Source organism: Arthrobacter sp. MMS24-T111 (genome assembly GCF_054888995.1).
This window is the reverse complement of record NZ_JBTZRO010000002.1, coordinates 113,648-128,858: the sequence shown is the minus strand read 5'-3', so window position 1 is coordinate 128,858 and position 15,211 is coordinate 113,648. Positions and strand designations below refer to the sequence as shown.

Below are 15,211 nucleotides of genomic sequence, written 5' to 3'. Positions count from 1 at the left end.
GGAGCCGATGGGTTTATGACCCGGGTCGGTCCGTCCGGTCTGCCACGACCGGGAAGCTTCCGGTGTAGCCCTGCCGTTCCCGGGCAGCGGCTTCTATCCCTTTGCGGGCGGCGAACCAGCCCGCGATCAGGAGGGGAATGACGATCAGAAGTGATGCCAGGACCCAGCGGCCGGTGTCGGAGAATCCCATGGATACCAGGACGAAGGCCAGGAAGGCCAAGGTCAGCCAGGCCGTGAATGGGGCGCCGAACAGCCGGAAGGCAGGCCGGACCAGCAATTCGGCCCGGACTTGCCGGTGCAGTTTCATCTGGCACAGGATGATGGTGGCCCAGCAGCCGATGATACCCAGGGCGGACACTTCCAGGACGATCTCGAATGCCTTGGACGGGACCAGCGCGTTGAGCCCGACGCCGAGCAGGGTCAGCACCGTCGTGAGGAGGATTCCGCCATAGGGGACTCCGTTGGTGCTCATTCTGGCCGTGAAGCCAGGCGCTGAACCGTTCAGCGCCATGGAGCGCAGAATCCGACCGGTTGAGTACAGACCGGCGTTGAGGCTTGAAAGTGCTGCGGTCAGGACGACGAAGTTCATGATGGATGCGGAGGCGGCCCCGGCCGCGGGGTTGCCAAGGTGCGAGAAGAACGTCACGAAGGGTGATTCGCCGGCCTTGTATGTCGTGAAGGGCAGGAGCAGTGACAGCAGGAGCACTGAGCCGACGTAGAACACGGCGATCCTCAGCACCACTGTGTTGATCGCTTTGGGCATGATCTCTGCCGGTTTGGCGGTTTCTCCGGCGGCGGTGCCGATCAGTTCGATGCCGGCGTAGGCGAAGATGACGCCGGTGGCGGCCAGGAGGGGCGCTATTGCCCCGGTCGGGAAGAACCCGCCGTTGTCGGCAATCACGCTGAAACCGGTGGGTCCGGCTTCGGTGGTCGCCCCGGTCAGGATGGAGACCACACCGATGATAAGGAAGGCCACAAGGGCGAGGATCTTCACCAGGGCGAACCAGAACTCCATTTCGCCGAAGAGCTTGACGGATACCAGGTTCAGGGCAAGCACCACGACTAGGGCGATCAGGGCCAGCGACCATTGGGGTGCAGCCTGCAGCGGTTCCCAGTACTGGGCCCAGAATTTGAGGTAGAGGGCTGCCGCGGTGACATCGACGATGGAGGTCATGGCCCAGTTCAGGAAATACAGCCAGCCCGCGGCGAAGGCCATCTTCTCCCCGTAAAACTCGCGTGCATAGGAGACAAAGGAGCCGGACGAGGGGCGGTGCAGGACCAGTTCCCCCAACGCGCGCAAAATCAAAAAGCCAAAGAATCCGCAGACCGCGTACACAAGAATGAGCGCAGGACCGCTGTTGCTGAGCCGTGTGCCGGCGCCCATAAAGAGGCCCGTGCCGATCGCGCCGCCGATGGCAATCATTTGGATCTGCCGGGGTTTGAGGCTCTTATGGTAGCCCTGCTCCTCCCTGGCGAAGTCACGGACAGCGGCGGCGGCGTCGCCGGTCAGCTCCCGTTCGTTTTCGAGCTCGTCGGCGAGGTCGTGTTGAGGTACTTTCATTCAGTTTTCTCCGAAGGGTTTGGGACGGCACATCCTCGTGCCGGCGGTGAGGTCACGTGCAGGCGGTCTCCGCAGCATGTGAGGATTCATTCGCCCGTTCCTGGAAGGCCGCGATCCTGCGCCACATCTCCGGGGCGTTGGAGTACATGGGGAAGTGACCGCTGTGCGGGATTTCGGCCAGAACCACGCCGTTGGCTGCCAGGTGGGGCAGGTAGCTGAGGGTCTTGTTCTGCTCTCCGTACATGAACATTCGTGGCAGCGGCAGGGCCAGGAATTTCTCCATCAGGTGTGCGTTGTCCGAGAGGTCCACCATGGATTCGAAGATTCCGCGGACCGCGCGGGCGCGGACCTTGTAGCGGACGCTGGTCGCGTACAGGGGGCTGGAGTAGAAGGGGGCAGCCCAGTTCCTGGCGATGAAGTCTTCAAGAAACTGCTCCGGGTCCTCGTGCGGGTGCAGGAAGATCTGGCGGCTGAGGAAACAGTCCTCAGGCGCTACGTTGCCCTCAATGTCGGTGAAGCTGGCGACGCGTTCGGGGTGCTGGTGGGCGAGCATCAGGGAAGTCAGCCCGCCCATCGAGTGCCCCACCAGGTCGAACCGGTCAATGCCCTGCTCGGCGAGGGCTGTCAGGGCGGTCTTAACCAGGAAGGGAATGGAGATCCGGTCCAGGTCGGAGCACTCGGACTCCCCGCAGCCGGGTGCGTCGTAGGCAAAGATTGGGCGGCCTGCGAAGGCAGGATGCAGCGCCACATCCGCGTAGTCCTCCTTGGTGGAGCCGAAGCCGTGCAGGAACACGATGGGAAGCCCGGCGCCGGAGCGGCTGATGCAGGAGAGCTGCACCGTGGTCCCGTCGATCGTCAAAGGCATTCGGTGCCTGGTTAATGTGCTCGGTGTGGTCAAGATCTTTCCTTCGGGCATGTAGTTTTGGCCGGACGTTTCCGCTGTCGGGGGAGCAGGTTTATCCCAGTGCCGGGGTTTGGCGGATCAGGGGTTGGAGATCCCGGGGGCTGATCCACGCCTCGAAGCCGTCGGACTTTGAGAAGTACCGCCGCTCGTGCATCGGGTCTGCATCCAGCCAGAGCGCGGAGGAGTCCGGCATCACCATTTCCACGACTCCGGTCTGGACCACGTGTCCGTAGCGGCGGATCTCCACCCGCCCGCCCGCCAGTGCATCCCAATCGTCGTAACGGAGGCTCCTGAGCCCCTCTGAGTGAATGGCGGCCCTAAACAAAGAATCCCTGCGTTTCATACCAGTACCTGCACTGCCGCTGTGAAGCGGGCCAGCCCTTCCTTCAGGGCTTCAACGTCCGTCGCAAAGGAGATGCGAATGTGGCCCTCACCGGAGGGCCCGAACTCGCTGCCGGACCGGACCAGTACCCCGGCCTCAGCGAAGCGGGCCGTCATTTCATCCGAGCTGAGGAGTGAGGTGATCTTTGGAAAGGCGTAGAACGCGCCCTGCGGCGTCAACATCTCAACGCCGGGAAGCCCGGACAGGGCCTGGACAACGACGTCCCGCCGTTGCTGGTACATCAGTGCCGCAGCCTGAAGGTCGGACTCGGGAACCTCAAGAGCAGTCAATGCCGCGTCCTGAATGAATGTGCTCAGCGGCCCGTTAAAGGTGCGGTGGATGGTGTTGATCCTGTTGGCCAGTTCCACCGGCGCGACAACGTGTCCCAAGCGCCAGCCGGTCATCGCGTAGGTCTTGGAGAAGGTGCTGCAGCAGATGATTTGCTCCCGTGCATCTGCCAGTGTGAGCGCGGAGGTGAAGGCGCCTCCGTCGAAGGTGATGTCTGCATAGGCTTCGTCAGCCAGGAGCAGCAGTTCAGGGTTGTCCTGGAGGAGCTTCTCGAGCCGGCGCAGGTCGCTGTCGGAGTAGACGCGGCCGGTGGGGTTGCCGGGATTGCACAGGATGATCATCCTGGCCGCGGCTGCCTGTTGCTGGAGGGTGTTCAGGTCCAGGGAACCGTCGGCCAGGTTGGGTACCCAGATGACCTCGGCGCCGATCATGGCTCCGTGGTCTGCATACAGGGAGTAGGTTGGTTCCGGGATCAGGATACGGTCTCCCGGGTTGACCAGGGCGAGCATGGTCGCTGCCAGCCCGCCACTGCCGCCGTGGGTCAGAACGATTTCCTCGGACATGGTGGGCCGACCGTATTTTGTGGTCGTGTGCTTGGCCAGGGCGTGCTGGAGCGTGGGGGAACCGGCCATGGGAGCGTAACGGGTCCTGCCGGAGGCCAATGCGGCCGTGGCCGCTTCGATGATGGCGGCGGGGGTGCCGGAATCCGGTTCGCCCATGGCAAGTGAGATCGCTCCTGGCTTACCGGCCCCAAGGGTTTTGGGGCGTCTGCTGCTGCTGATGATGCGTTCCACGGCGGTGGAACCGGTGGTGCGGGGAAGTGACGGGGCTGCAGTTTCCATGACGTCTTTCGGGCAATGGCCGGGGAAGGGTTCGCCTTCCCCGGCCAGCGGGTTAGCGTGCGCTGAAGGTGCCTTCGGCGCGGAGGTTGTAAAGCTCAAGGGTGGATTTACCGGCCCTGATCTCGGCGATGATGCGCTGCTCGTCGGCAACGCGCTGGTCGGCGCGGCTGATAATGGCGGCGGCGGATTCCTGGGGCAGGACGACGACGCCGTCAGCGTCGCCGACCACGATGTCCCCTGTGTGGACCACGATGCCGCCGACGCGGACCGCGGAGCGCAGGTCACCGGGGTAGTCCTTGACGGTGCCGACGACGGTGACATGCCGGGCAAAGACGGGAAAATTCATGGTGCCCATTTCCTCGGAGTCCCGGACGCCACCATCGATGACGAGCCCGGCAATCCCGCGGTGCTGCGCGGCGACGGCAAGCACTTCACCCCAGTGCCCGTACGCGGCGCCCTGCAGGTCGACGACCAAGACGCTTCCGGCAGGGGCGGAGAGGACGGCGTTGTGCAGGGCTAGGTTGTCCCCGCCGATGCCGCGGACTGTGAACGCCGGTCCGGCGACTTTGGCTCCGGGCCAGGCTGCCTTCAAACCTGGGTCACAGGCGCAGGGCAGTTTGGCGGCTTCGTACAGTGTGGCTGCGGAGTGTCCTCCTGCTGCGTTGCTCATGCTTTCCTCGTCTGCAGGTCGTGGTAGCCCAGGTCGGCGCGGGCCTGGACCAGGGTGGATCCCGCCTTGACGGCCTCGATGATCCGGGCCTCGACGTCTTCGATACGTTCTGCGATCTCGGCGATCTCTTCAGCGCGGGAGGCGGGAACGGTGAGGGCGCCGTCGGCGTCTCCGCAGATGATGTCCAGCGGTGAGATCTCGACGTCGTTGATGGTGACCGGGGCGTTGACAGCGACCAGCCGGACGCGGTCCTTGCCGGTACGCATAAACCGGCCGCGGCTGAACAGCGGGTAGTCCTGCCGCAGGGCCGCGTTCAGGTCGCGGCAGACGCCGTTGATGACGGTTCCGCCGATGCCGCGGGCTGCGGCGATTTCGGTCATGATGCCACCCCAGACGGTGACGTCGGTGCGGGCGTGGTTGTCGATCAGCACGACGGCACCGGGCGGGACGTCGTCAAGGAAGTCACCAACGCTGCCCCGTTCGGAACCGGCGGGTTCGTACTGGACGGTGAAGGCTGGTCCGCCTACCCGGAAGTCATAGGTCAGCGGCGCGAGGCCGTGGAGGGTGCCGTGGATGCCGAGGGAGTCCATGGCATCGGAGATGGAAGCTGTCGGGATCGCCTTCAAACGGGCGGCAATGCCGGAAGTAATGGTGCTCATCAGTGTCCCTCGGTGGTTCCTGCCAGGCGCGCGTCGCGCATGGCCTCGTGAAGTGCGACGCCAGCGCGCAGGTCCGCGGCGATGCCGCGTTCCCGTTCCGCGACGGCCTGGGCCTTTTCAAGAACTTCTCCGGCGTGTGCCCGGGGCACCACGACGACGCCTGTTTCGTCCGCGAAGACCACGTCGCCGGGGGTGACGGTGACGTTGCCGAGTTGGACAGGTTCGCCGGCGGATTTCTGCTGCAGGCGGCCGCGGGCAGTGGCCGGGATGCGGCCCTTGGAGAAGACGGGGAAACCCATTTCGCGGGCTTCGTTGACGTCGCGGCACGCGCCGTCGGCCACGACGCCACGGACACCGTTCAAGGCAGCGCCCAGGCTCAGGAGTCCGCCCCAGCAGGAGACGTCGGTGCGGCCTTGGTTGTTCACCACGATGACGTTCTCACCGGTGGCCTCGGCAACAGCGGCGGACCCAATGTGGGCGCCGGAGGGGCCCGGGACGTAAGGCTCGAGCTGAACAGTGACAGCGAAGCCAACGATTTTCGGGTGTCCCCAGACCGGCAGGAAGCCGGCCTGGCCCGGGGGCAGATCCAAAGCATCCAGGGCGTCCGAGACGGCGGCCGAGTCGAGTTCGGCGTACCCGGCAAGCAGGGAGGTGTTTGAAGTGGTCATGCTTCAAGTGAACCGGACCCGGTTGATAGAGTGAAGGTCTGGTTTGATATAGCTGAAAGACGAAGGGCGACTAGATCACGATGGTGGAAGTACGACAGGCCCGGTACTTCATTGCCGTTGCCGAGGAGCTGAATTTCAGCCGCGCAGCCGACAGGCTGAACATGTCGCAGCCGCCCTTGAGCCAGGCCATTCTTCATCTGGAGCGCCAGCTGGGAACGGCGCTGTTGAACAGGTCAAGCCGGAGCGTCTCGCTGACCGGGGCGGGGCAGTTGTTTTTGGAGCAGTGCAGGCTGCTCGTCGGGGCTTCTGAACGTGCCCGCGAAGTGGCGGCGCTGGCAAACGGCGGAATGACCGGCACCCTCCGGGTCGGGGCGGTCACTTCGGCTTTCAGTGAAACGCTCCCGCAGATTCTGCAAAGGTTCCGGGCGTCCCGCCCGCTCGTGGAACTGCAGGTTCAGGAGATCGACTCCCACCATGGGCGCGATGCCTTGGAGCGCAGGGAGCTGGACGTGGCCGTGATCCGCCAGACCGCCACAGGCAGACGGCTAAGGTCAGTACCGCTGCGCCGGGATCATTTTGTGGTTGCCTTGCCCGAAGACCACAGGTTCGCTCAGGGCGAGGGGCCAGTCAGCCTTGCCGAGTTCCGTGATGAACCATGGGTGTGGCTGCCACGGCATATTTCACCGGACTACCATGACGAACTCGTGGCCGCCTGCCGCCAAGCGGGGTTCAGCCCCGAAGCCCGGCACTACGCCAACTCCATCAACTCCCAGCTCGCCATGGTCCGGTGCGGGCTGGGAGTAACTCTTGCTCCGGAGTCCTCGGCCAGGCAACAGCCCAAGGGGCTTGTCTGGCGGGAGCTGCGCAGGCGCGTTGATCTGGTGGAGCTTTCCGTAGTGGTGCGCTCTGGAGACCATGAGCCCCTCGTCCAACATTTCATTGCCTGCTCCGAGCCGTACGCGGACGCCAGCCCGGCCGGGCCGCCAGCCCTAAAGGAACCGATGATTTGAGCGGCACCGCTCCGCCTTGGGAGTCCGTGCCTCCATGTTTAGGCGAGCCGGTTTCGCCTATATTTCGGCGAGCCCGGCTGCGGTGGTTCGGATATGCCCAAGGAGGGCGTTCTTGGCGATTTCCGGGTCCTGGGATTTCAGGCCATCGATAATTGCCTGGTGTTCAGCGATGACCGCAGCCTGACGCTCGGGGGTGTTCATCAAGGCCCGTATTCCGATGCGGATATGCCGGGCGCGAAGATCCGCATAGGACTTGGTCATCAGTGAGTTGCCCACCGCTCGGACGAGTGCGAGGTGGAACTCGTTGTCCCACTCCACGAACTCTCTTTCATGCCCCGCGTCCGAGCTGTCGGACTGATGTTTTAGCGCCAGTTCCATGGCTTCCACAGGGATGGTTCCACGCTCAATCACGACTTCTGCAGCCTTCGCTTCAATGAAGGACCGGTATTCCAATGCTTCATTGATTTCCTGCTTCGTCACCGGCGGGACATAAGCCCCGTGCCGGGGGACAAGCTGCAGCAATCCTTCCGAAGCCAGCAGCAGGAACGCCTCCCTGACCGGGGTACGGGAAGTCCCGCCGACGCGGTCGGCCACCTGCTCCTCGGTGAGGAAACTGCCGTGCTGGGTCGAGTCCGGCAGGATTTCGTCACGGATAAAGGCGTAGACACGGTCACGGTTGGACGGCACTGTTTGCATGGCCATAGTATACGCTCCGCATACGTAAAGGGGGCGGCGCCGGCCAGGACCGGGCGCGGCGAGGAGGTGGCACCTCATGGGCGGGCGGGAAAGATCTCCGCCCGCCCATGAGTGGCCGGGGATGATCAGCCGATGGGGGTGGCCATCTGCACAACGTCGTAGTTGAGGGAGATGGTGCGTCCAAGCTTTGGGTCAGTCAGTTCTGCACGCCACGCGTCCGCGAACTGGTTGACCCCTTCGACCATATTGACGGTGCCGGAGATCAGGACAGTGCCGGGGTTGAGGAGGTTGCGTTCCTTCAGCACATCCACCCAGTGGGAGGGGGAAGCAGGTCAGCGAATGTGGCGGACTGGATCTTTTCTTCCACTCCGTTGTTGGTGACCCAGGCCGTGAGGGTTAGTTCGTCAATATGATCTTCGACCTCACTCAGGAGCCAGGCGTCCGTCGCGAGCACATCAGGGGAGGCATTCTTTGACCAGGCAATGCCATGGACTTCAAGTTCGCGGTCGGTATGATCACAGGCCAGGGTCAGGAGGATGCGGCCATCCTCGGCCACGACAATGGCCCATTCCACTTCGCCCGACGTCTTTTGGTGCTGCACAGGGACAACGGTGGCCTGTTGTGCCAGGTAGGGCGAGACCGGGTACATCGTCGGAGTAACGGTCGGAGCGGGGACGCCGAGCAGGGCGAGTTCCTCGACGTGCGCCCGGACGTGCTCCTGGTGACGGCCGGCGTAGCCGCCATTCAGAAGGTTGATTACATCAACGGCGACGGATTCGCTGGACGGAAGCGTGAACTTCAGGGACATGAAAGCTCCTTATGAACAGTTGTTAGTGGGGTATTGCTGCGATGCGCATCACAGTATAGTGTCAGCATACACACTCCATACGGCTCTGTATACGCTCTCTATACAAAGCAAGCCCGGAAGTTTGGAAAGCGGCCAACGGCCCTAAACCATCCCGCCGCGAACATCATTCGCATCAATTCCATAAGGAGCTACCCGTGACTGAGCAGATCTCCACGGCGCAACAACAGGGCAATACCGCCCACAAGGGTCAGGGAAAGCGCGGCTTTATCGTCGCCCTTACCGGAACCAGCCTTGAGTGGTACGACTTCGCCATCTACTCCGCGGCCTCGGCGTTGGTCTTTGGCCAGGTGTTTTTTTCCTCGTCCGATCCACTGGCCGGAACACTTGCCGCCTTTGCCACCTACGCCGTCGGATACGTGGCACGTCCCCTCGGCGGCGTGCTGTTCGGCCGGCTCGGTGACCGGATCGGCCGAAAGAAGGTTCTGGTCTGGACGCTGCTGCTGATCGGCATCGCTACCGTCGCGGTAGGCCTGATCCCGGCATATGCCACGATCGGCATCGCTGCCCCGATCCTGCTGGTATTCCTGCGCCTGTGCCAAGGCGTTGGCGTCGGCGGTGAATGGGCCGGAGCCGTCCTCATATCCGCAGAACATGGCGATCCAAGCAAGCGAGGACTGTTTGGATCTGCAGCCCAGATCGGACCGCCCCTCGGCAACCTGATGGCCAACGGAGCCCTCGCACTCCTTGCCCTTATGCCCAAAGAGGACTTCCTCGCCTGGGGCTGGCGCATCGCATTCCTGATCTCCGCCGTCCTGGTGGTTGTTGGCCTCATCATCCGCTTCAAAATCGAAGAAACGCCTGTGTTCGAAGCCATGAAGGAACAGGGCCTGACCCCTAAGTCCCCGCTGGCCGACCTCTTCAGGACCGAGCGCAAGGCGCTGCTCGCCGCCACCATGTCACGCATCGCACCCGACGTCATGTACGCGCTGTCGACCGTCTTCATCCTCACGTACGCAACCCGCGAGTTCGGGCTTCAGCCAGGCCAGGCGCTTCTCGCCGTCGTGATCGGCTCGGCATGCCAGGTCTTCATGGTGCCCGCCGCAGGCTACCTCTCTGACCGTATTAACCGACGCCTTGTTACCGCCATCGGCGCCGGGCTGTCCATCATCTACCCCTTCGTCTTCTTCCCTCTGATGGCTACCGGCTACTTCGGCATCGTCCTCGCCGTGATCTTCGGCCTACTCTGCAACTCGCTGATGTACGGACCCCAGGCAGCACTCGTGTCCGAACAGTTCAGCCCCCGCCTGCGCTACGCCGGCAGCTCCATGGCCTACACCATCGGAGGAGTCTTCGGCGGAGCCATCGCACCACTGCTTTTCACCTGGCTCCTGGGAACCTACGGAACCTGGCTGCCCCTGGCGCTCTACATCGTCGTCGTCGCCACCATCACACTGATCGGCGTCAGCATGGCCCGTAATCCAGACAGCCGGGAACTCGCAAGCCACTCCATCTACTAAACCAAAACTCCGCCTCGTCAATCCAACGCAAACAAAGGACAAACACCATGACCTCCCCGCAGCTCACCGTCGCAGTAGAACAGATCGCCACCACCCAAGACCCCAACAAGAACCTCGAACTCGTCCTGGACGCCGTGCGCAAAGGCGCCGCCACGGGCGCCCGCGTCGTCGTACTTCCCGAGGCTTCCCTCGTCCGGTTCGGTACCGCCCCGGCTGCCCATGCACAAACCATCGAAGGGCCATGGGCCACGGCCGTCCGAGACCTCGCCCGCGAACTCAATGTGATCGTCCTCGTCGGAACGTTCCAGCCCGCAGCCGGCGGCAGGGTAAAGAACACCATCCTGGTCACCGGTGAAGGCATCCATGACGGCTACGACAAGATCCACCTCTACGACGCCTACGGATTCTCAGAATCTGCCGACGTCGAGCCAGGCAGCGAGCCCTTCACCTTTGAAGTGGACGGAATCACCGTGGGCGTCGCCACCTGCTACGACGTACGCTTCCCCGAACTCTTCCGTGAGCTCGCAGACCGCGGAGCCCAAGTCATCATCGTCACCGCTCACTGGGGCGCCGGTGAAGGCAAAGTAGACGCCTGGCGGCTCCTCAACCAAGCACGCGCCATCGACTCGACCACCTGGATCATCGCCTGCGACCAGGCAGACGCATCAACCGCCGGGATAGAGGAACCCGCCGGCCCCCGGTTCGGGATCGGCCACAGCCTGCTCGTTTCCCCGATGGGCGTCGTCCTTGAAGAACTCGACGAAAAAGTCGGCGAACTCGTGGCCACAGTCGACCTGGAAACGGTACAGATGACACGCCAGGTCATCCCCGTGCTGGCGAACCGCCGGCTGCACGCCGGAGTCTGACAACCCCCACCAACCGACCTGCCACTGCCGCTTCAAGCAAAAAGCTGAAGCGGCAGTGGCACGTCGTGGCCGCCCGAAGCACAAGCAGTCCACTCCCAGGGCCAAGGCTGTCCCAACAGTTCTGCCATCAGATGTAACGGCAACGGCCGATGCCACGACAGAGCAGCATCAAGGATTTATATGCAGAAACCGGCGTTGGAACTCCACGAGCCCTTCGCACCTTGGCGACAACTGAACGCACTCGCCCGTAGTGGGATATGGGAGCAGATCCTGGCTCAGGACCCCTCTACAGGGGACTCCACAGCGCGGCAGCGGTATGACCCGGGCGCCGAAACAGGTAGCGGTGTGATCACCCACCACTACTGGGAGGAAATTCTGATTCTCTCCGGGGCCATCACCGACCTGTCCTTGCAGACAACCTTCACCAGCGGGATGTACGCACCCGGCCGCCGGCATGCCCCACGGTCCATATCGCAGCGATGCGGGCTGCCAAATGATCGTTTTCGTACACTCAATGAGCACCTTGACGAACTTCTCGCCAGAGGTGTGTGACGCTACTGCTCCCGGGTGAGCATCTCAAAGCCCAAGCCCTTTCCAGGCCTGACAAGGACCTTCAAGACCCTTCATGGACTGAACAACGGAGACCAACCACGCCGACAGTCACTTCAATCATTATCGAAGCGCAGGACCGCGCAGCGCGAGATCGCCAACTGGAACATGCCTCCCGTCTGCTTTAAGCGAAAGCTACCGATTGCGGCATTCTCGTAGCGAGGCACAGCTACAGGACATTCACCGCCACACTTAGCCCCGATGTCGACTTCGGACTCATCTAGGAGTTGGATCTGCTGTAAAGCTCACCCTCCTCGGGCAACCAAATGCACGCCTATTTTTGCTTTTTGGACTACTCCCCCGGCCGATTTTTCGTACGCCGATAACGGCGATTTCGTCAAGCCGCGCTTCAGTTGCTGGCGCTGTCCAGAGCCTCCTGAGCAACCAGCAGTAAGTCGTCGCGGTTACTGAGTTGCATTGAGTGTTCACCGTAAAGCTCGACTGCTACGTCTACGGCCGCTTCGGCGGTGCTTATGTCCAAGGCGCGACAGAGTACGGCGATGTCGGGGATGTCCCGGTCCCGGCCGGCCGCGAGCTTCATGGCTAAGAGGAATCTTGGTGAGGCGACGCGCAGCACGAGATTGTCTGCGACTGTTACTTCTACCGCTTCCGTGTCCTGTCCGTCCGGGATGTAGGCCCGGGCGGCGTTGTTCAGCCACCGCGGGTCCAGACCCAATTCTCGGGCCATCTCAGTGGCTACATCCTGCACCGTCTGCTCCGGGTGGTACACGGCATCGATGTCTGTCGTCGACCGCCGTGAGTCAAACTCGATGGCGATCGCCGCTCCGCCGACGAGATAGATATCTGCCCCCGCACCTCTGGCGTGGAGCCGGCGTGACAGTTCCACGAGAAGCTCCCGTATGTCATCCGATCCGTAATATGAGCGGCGTCCCGCTCTCACGCTGCGGCCAGGTTCGCGGCGTCGAAGACGATGTTCGCTTCGGCGAATTCAACGGGCGTGCGTTCGGCCATTCGTTGTTTCCAGGCATGCGAGACATGTTTGCGCGGGGTGGCATACCATTTCGACTCCAGCGGGGGAGTGCTCGTCCAGTCCGGCTCTTTCAGTCCGTGCTGATGGCATTTGTAGGCGAAGGTCCTTGCCAGCAGGGCGTCCCAGCGCTTCCGTCCAGTCGACGCAGGCCGGGCGCGGAGGAATCGTCGGCGGTCGGCTGGGTTGAGATCGTCGAAATAGCTGGCGGCCATGGAAAGCACGCGCATGGCGAAATCCGGATCCCCGTTGCGGAGCTCCCGCTTAATCTCACGGGCTGCCGTTTCCGCGGTCCAGTAGAGTTCCGGTTCCCGAGGGATCCCTTCAATGGCCAGCCCGCTGCCCAGCTGGGAGAGAACCTTCAGGGCGGTGCTGACGGAGACGTTCCTGCCCTGCTCGAGGTCAATGAGGGTTGAACGGCTGATACCGGTTGAACGGGCAAGTGCCTCCTGGGACAGGCCAGCATGGAGCCGGTGGCTTTTCACCTGCTCGCCGAGTTCCCGCGCATCCTGGATATTATTCACGGCAATCACACCTCAATGTCGGATAAGTCCATCATAGTGTGCAAGTGACGTTCCGTTCTTCAGGTAGTTCATGCTCACCAATAGCGTCTCCGGCACGAGGAAAATCGGGGACTGACGGCCGGGGGAATTGCCACCTCCGAGGGCCTCCCACACGGGGTACCCGAGGCTGGAGCAGGCTTCGCTGGCCGCCGTGTGGGGGGTCGCCTCGGCGTAGAGTCGCCTAAGACAGTGAACGGTGCCGGGCTCCACTAAAGAAGACTGGAAATGGGACCCAAGCTATACCACAAGGCCTCTGACAGACCGTTCGGTCGCGTCGGCGCCATCCTGCAGCGCTTGGGGCATGAGGTGTCCGTACACCTGTTCGGTAGTCCGAACGGATGCATGGCCTAAACGTCGTGATAGCGCGAAGAGGGAAATTCCGCCGTCTTGGATGAGCCAGGAGGCATGTGTGTGCCGCAGGTCGTGGATTCGTGGTGTCTTTGATAGGCCCTGCGCTTGTGCGGCATGGACAGCTGGTACCCAGTGGTGCTGCCAGAAGGGCTTGTGAGCGATGCGCTGGCCGTCGGGCGTTGTGAACAGCAGTTCGCTGCCGTGCCCTCTTGCGACTAGGGGGATGAGCAGGTCTACCAGGGTGGGATTGATGCCGATGGTGCGTTTTCCTGCCTTGGTTTTGGTCGGCCCGATGTAGTACTGGGATTGCCCGTCACGTTTCCACGCTTTGCTGATTCGTGCAGTCGGCGGTTTGGAGAGCAGATCGATATCGGCGACTCTGAGTGCGGTTGCCTCGCCGAACCTGGCCCCTGTCATGACCAGGAATTGCACCAAAGTCTTGTACTGCGTCGGCAAGCCTGCAATGAGCAAGCTGACCTCGGCATGAGTGAGGAACAGGGCGTCGTCCTCCGCGCTTTCAACCGTGGGGAGCGGGACACCGCGGCAGGGGTTGCGGGAGATGTACCCGAGCAACTCAGCGGTCTTCAGTGCAGCCGACAGCAGCCCGTGCAGGTTGTGGATGCTTTTAGGTGCGAGACCCTGGACGGAGAGGCCTTTGATCCAGCGCATGACGTCCCGGTACCCGAACTCGTCGACTGGAATATGACCGATGGTGTCCCTAATGTGCAGGTCGAGCATCCGCTGGTACGTGCCGATGGTCCCGGGGGAGGGGCGAACCAGCAGGTCGATGTGTTCCTGGACTACTTCCGCGAGGGTGGGAACGCCCCGCTTCCCAAGAAGGTCGGCAGGCCTAGGCAACTTCGACACCTGCCCGTTGTCGTTCAGGTGTCGCACAAGGGCGAGGGCTTCCTGCTCGGACATCAGGGTCAGACGGTGTTGATGACCGGACCTGTAGTCCCGCCACCGCACCGAGACAGCGGTAGTCCCATCCCAACGTGCGCGGGTAACGATGCTGGCCACGAGGACAGGCTACGCCCAAGCGAACCCGTAGTCAGCAGAAAAGCTGACTACCATGGGGTATGGCCACGAAGAGTCCTGATCCGGAACCCGAAGGCCCGGATTATTCACGGCAGCAGCCCGGCAAAGAGCACCGCAAGGACAACGATCTTTGCCCCGGAAGCCAGAAGGTATCCCGACGTCAGACTATCGACGAGGGGCTCAAGTACGTCCTGGTCCACGACGCTGGACTTCTGGTCCGTCTCGCGGACGCCTAACGCACGGGACCCGGGCAGGAATAAGCGAATACGACTTCGAAGCGTAGAACCCCTGTTGCACCGATGGGGCAGCAACAGGTCATGGCTGGCTCCTAACAGACAGGATGCCGGTCAGCCGCCAGCCGCGATGGGGATGAACTATGCCCGGCCCGCAACACCGCGGGGTCTCCTCCCCTGTGCTTAGGACGGCCCCTCGTCGTCCAATTGACCGTCAAAAAATGCCTAGCAGTCGAGCTTCTATTGCGCGGCGTCAGAATGATGTTAGTTTCCGCATTATTGACACCTGCTTATGCGGTTCTCAGATCCCACTCTGACAGTCGGAGGCGAAGGAAACCGCGGGAGGTGTCCCGAGAAACATCGAAATAATCCAGGGAATCTGGACTCATTGAAATCCAATGCGGGCGCGCGGGGGTGATATCGCCTGCTGTGACTTGATAACTCCGGAGAACAAGCCCGAGCTCCAACGCATAGCGGCATTTGCCCTTACCAGGCGCGTTGACGTCAGGTTGGGGTGTACTTCAGTCGGACGATATTCGAAATACTGCCTCGGCGAGG

At 62.5% G+C, this 15,211-nt stretch carries 15 protein-coding genes and 1 pseudogene; 4 read left to right on the top strand and 12 right to left on the bottom strand.

Annotated elements, in window-relative coordinates; translation table 11 throughout:
- Positions 1 to 13 precede the first annotated feature (13 nt).
- The 7 genes from ACX5I6_RS20515 to ACX5I6_RS20485 all read right to left on the bottom strand — a co-directional run bounded on the left by ACX5I6_RS20515 (position 14) and on the right by ACX5I6_RS20485 (position 5,974).
- On the bottom strand, positions 14 to 1,561 hold the full coding sequence (locus ACX5I6_RS20515) for an amino acid permease (RefSeq protein WP_461841870.1): 1,548 nt from the start codon (positions 1,559 to 1,561) through the stop codon (positions 14 to 16).
- Positions 1,562 to 1,613: 52 nt separating this feature from the next.
- Positions 1,614 to 2,426, bottom strand: coding sequence for an alpha/beta fold hydrolase (locus ACX5I6_RS20510; protein WP_461841869.1), 813 nt, complete (start codon positions 2,424 to 2,426; stop codon positions 1,614 to 1,616).
- Positions 2,427 to 2,517: 91 nt separating this feature from the next.
- Positions 2,518 to 2,808 carry a hypothetical protein gene (locus tag ACX5I6_RS20505; RefSeq protein ID WP_461841868.1) on the bottom strand — a complete coding sequence of 97 codons (291 nt, stop codon included), beginning with the start codon at positions 2,806 to 2,808 and terminating at the stop codon, positions 2,518 to 2,520.
- Positions 2,805 to 3,977, bottom strand: a complete 1,173-nt coding sequence (locus ACX5I6_RS20500; protein WP_461841867.1) for a pyridoxal phosphate-dependent aminotransferase — start codon at positions 3,975 to 3,977, stop codon at positions 2,805 to 2,807. Before ACX5I6_RS20500 ends, ACX5I6_RS20505 begins: the two co-directional genes overlap by 4 nt.
- 52 nt (positions 3,978 to 4,029) lie before the next feature.
- Positions 4,030 to 4,647 carry an RraA family protein gene (locus ACX5I6_RS20495; protein ID WP_461841866.1) on the bottom strand — a complete coding sequence of 206 codons (618 nt, stop codon included), beginning with the start codon at positions 4,645 to 4,647 and terminating at the stop codon, positions 4,030 to 4,032.
- The gene (locus tag ACX5I6_RS20490; protein ID WP_461841865.1) at positions 4,644 to 5,306 is read right to left on the bottom strand and encodes an RraA family protein; all 663 of its coding nucleotides are present in this window, start codon (positions 5,304 to 5,306) and stop codon (positions 4,644 to 4,646) included. Before ACX5I6_RS20490 ends, ACX5I6_RS20495 begins: the two co-directional genes overlap by 4 nt.
- Complete coding sequence (locus ACX5I6_RS20485; RefSeq protein WP_461841864.1) at positions 5,306 to 5,974, bottom strand: RraA family protein; 669 nt, start codon at positions 5,972 to 5,974, stop codon at positions 5,306 to 5,308. Before ACX5I6_RS20485 ends, ACX5I6_RS20490 begins: the two co-directional genes overlap by 1 nt.
- Before the next feature lie 80 nt (positions 5,975 to 6,054).
- Here ACX5I6_RS20485 and ACX5I6_RS20480 point away from each other — a divergent pair, with 80 nt between their 5' ends.
- Complete coding sequence (locus tag ACX5I6_RS20480) at positions 6,055 to 6,984, top strand: LysR family transcriptional regulator (protein ID WP_461841863.1); 930 nt, start codon at positions 6,055 to 6,057, stop codon at positions 6,982 to 6,984.
- A gap of 57 nt (positions 6,985 to 7,041) precedes the next feature.
- On the opposite strand, the gene ACX5I6_RS20475 is transcribed toward ACX5I6_RS20480, so the two are convergent.
- Together ACX5I6_RS20475 and ACX5I6_RS20470 are read right to left on the bottom strand one after the other, a co-directional pair.
- The gene (locus tag ACX5I6_RS20475; protein ID WP_461841862.1) at positions 7,042 to 7,680 is read right to left on the bottom strand and encodes a GntR family transcriptional regulator; all 639 of its coding nucleotides are present in this window, start codon (positions 7,678 to 7,680) and stop codon (positions 7,042 to 7,044) included.
- Positions 7,681 to 7,805: 125 nt separating this feature from the next.
- A pseudogene (locus tag ACX5I6_RS20470) lies at positions 7,806 to 8,488 on the bottom strand (DUF2848 domain-containing protein).
- Between the two features lie 194 nt (positions 8,489 to 8,682).
- Here ACX5I6_RS20470 and ACX5I6_RS20465 point away from each other — a divergent pair.
- Both ACX5I6_RS20465 and ACX5I6_RS20460 read left to right on the top strand, forming a co-directional pair.
- The gene (locus ACX5I6_RS20465; RefSeq protein ID WP_461841861.1) at positions 8,683 to 10,005 is read left to right on the top strand and encodes an MFS transporter; all 1,323 of its coding nucleotides are present in this window, start codon (positions 8,683 to 8,685) and stop codon (positions 10,003 to 10,005) included.
- A gap of 47 nt (positions 10,006 to 10,052) precedes the next feature.
- Positions 10,053 to 10,871, top strand: coding sequence for a carbon-nitrogen hydrolase family protein (locus ACX5I6_RS20460; RefSeq protein WP_461841860.1), 819 nt, complete (start codon positions 10,053 to 10,055; stop codon positions 10,869 to 10,871).
- Positions 10,872 to 11,829: 958 nt separating this feature from the next.
- On the opposite strand, the gene ACX5I6_RS20455 is transcribed toward ACX5I6_RS20460, so the two are convergent.
- From ACX5I6_RS20455 to ACX5I6_RS20445, 3 genes are all read right to left on the bottom strand, one after another.
- Positions 11,830 to 12,327, bottom strand: coding sequence for a DUF6036 family nucleotidyltransferase (locus ACX5I6_RS20455; RefSeq protein ID WP_461841859.1), 498 nt, complete (start codon positions 12,325 to 12,327; stop codon positions 11,830 to 11,832).
- 50 nt (positions 12,328 to 12,377) lie between these two features.
- On the bottom strand, positions 12,378 to 12,992 hold the full coding sequence (locus ACX5I6_RS20450; RefSeq protein WP_461841858.1) for a helix-turn-helix transcriptional regulator: 615 nt from the start codon (positions 12,990 to 12,992) through the stop codon (positions 12,378 to 12,380).
- 276 nt (positions 12,993 to 13,268) lie between these two features.
- On the bottom strand, positions 13,269 to 14,402 hold the full coding sequence (locus ACX5I6_RS20445; RefSeq protein ID WP_461841857.1) for a tyrosine-type recombinase/integrase: 1,134 nt from the start codon (positions 14,400 to 14,402) through the stop codon (positions 13,269 to 13,271).
- Between the two features lie 59 nt (positions 14,403 to 14,461).
- Here ACX5I6_RS20445 and ACX5I6_RS20440 point away from each other — a divergent pair, with 59 nt between their 5' ends.
- Positions 14,462 to 14,656, top strand: a complete 195-nt coding sequence (locus ACX5I6_RS20440; protein WP_461841856.1) for a hypothetical protein — start codon at positions 14,462 to 14,464, stop codon at positions 14,654 to 14,656.
- Positions 14,657 to 15,211 lie beyond the last annotated feature (555 nt).

Excerpts from the sequence above, each read along its gene's own strand:
- ACX5I6_RS20515 (WP_461841870.1), bottom strand. The coding sequence starts at position 1,561 with ATGAAAGTACCTCAACACGACCTCGCCGACGAGCTCGAAAACGAACGG.
- ACX5I6_RS20510 (WP_461841869.1), bottom strand. The coding sequence starts at position 2,426 with ATGCCTTTGACGATCGACGGGACCACGGTGCAGCTCTCCTGCATCAGC.
- ACX5I6_RS20505 (WP_461841868.1), bottom strand. The coding sequence starts at position 2,808 with ATGAAACGCAGGGATTCTTTGTTTAGGGCCGCCATTCACTCAGAGGGG.
- ACX5I6_RS20500 (WP_461841867.1), bottom strand. The coding sequence starts at position 3,977 with ATGGAAACTGCAGCCCCGTCACTTCCCCGCACCACCGGTTCCACCGCC.
- ACX5I6_RS20495 (WP_461841866.1), bottom strand. The coding sequence starts at position 4,647 with ATGAGCAACGCAGCAGGAGGACACTCCGCAGCCACACTGTACGAAGCC.
- ACX5I6_RS20490 (WP_461841865.1), bottom strand. The coding sequence starts at position 5,306 with ATGAGCACCATTACTTCCGGCATTGCCGCCCGTTTGAAGGCGATCCCG.
- ACX5I6_RS20485 (WP_461841864.1), bottom strand. The coding sequence starts at position 5,974 with ATGACCACTTCAAACACCTCCCTGCTTGCCGGGTACGCCGAACTCGAC.
- ACX5I6_RS20480 (WP_461841863.1), top strand. The coding sequence starts at position 6,055 with ATGGTGGAAGTACGACAGGCCCGGTACTTCATTGCCGTTGCCGAGGAG.
- ACX5I6_RS20475 (WP_461841862.1), bottom strand. The coding sequence starts at position 7,680 with ATGCAAACAGTGCCGTCCAACCGTGACCGTGTCTACGCCTTTATCCGT.
- ACX5I6_RS20460 (WP_461841860.1), top strand. The coding sequence starts at position 10,053 with ATGACCTCCCCGCAGCTCACCGTCGCAGTAGAACAGATCGCCACCACC.
- ACX5I6_RS20440 (WP_461841856.1), top strand. The coding sequence starts at position 14,462 with ATGGCCACGAAGAGTCCTGATCCGGAACCCGAAGGCCCGGATTATTCA.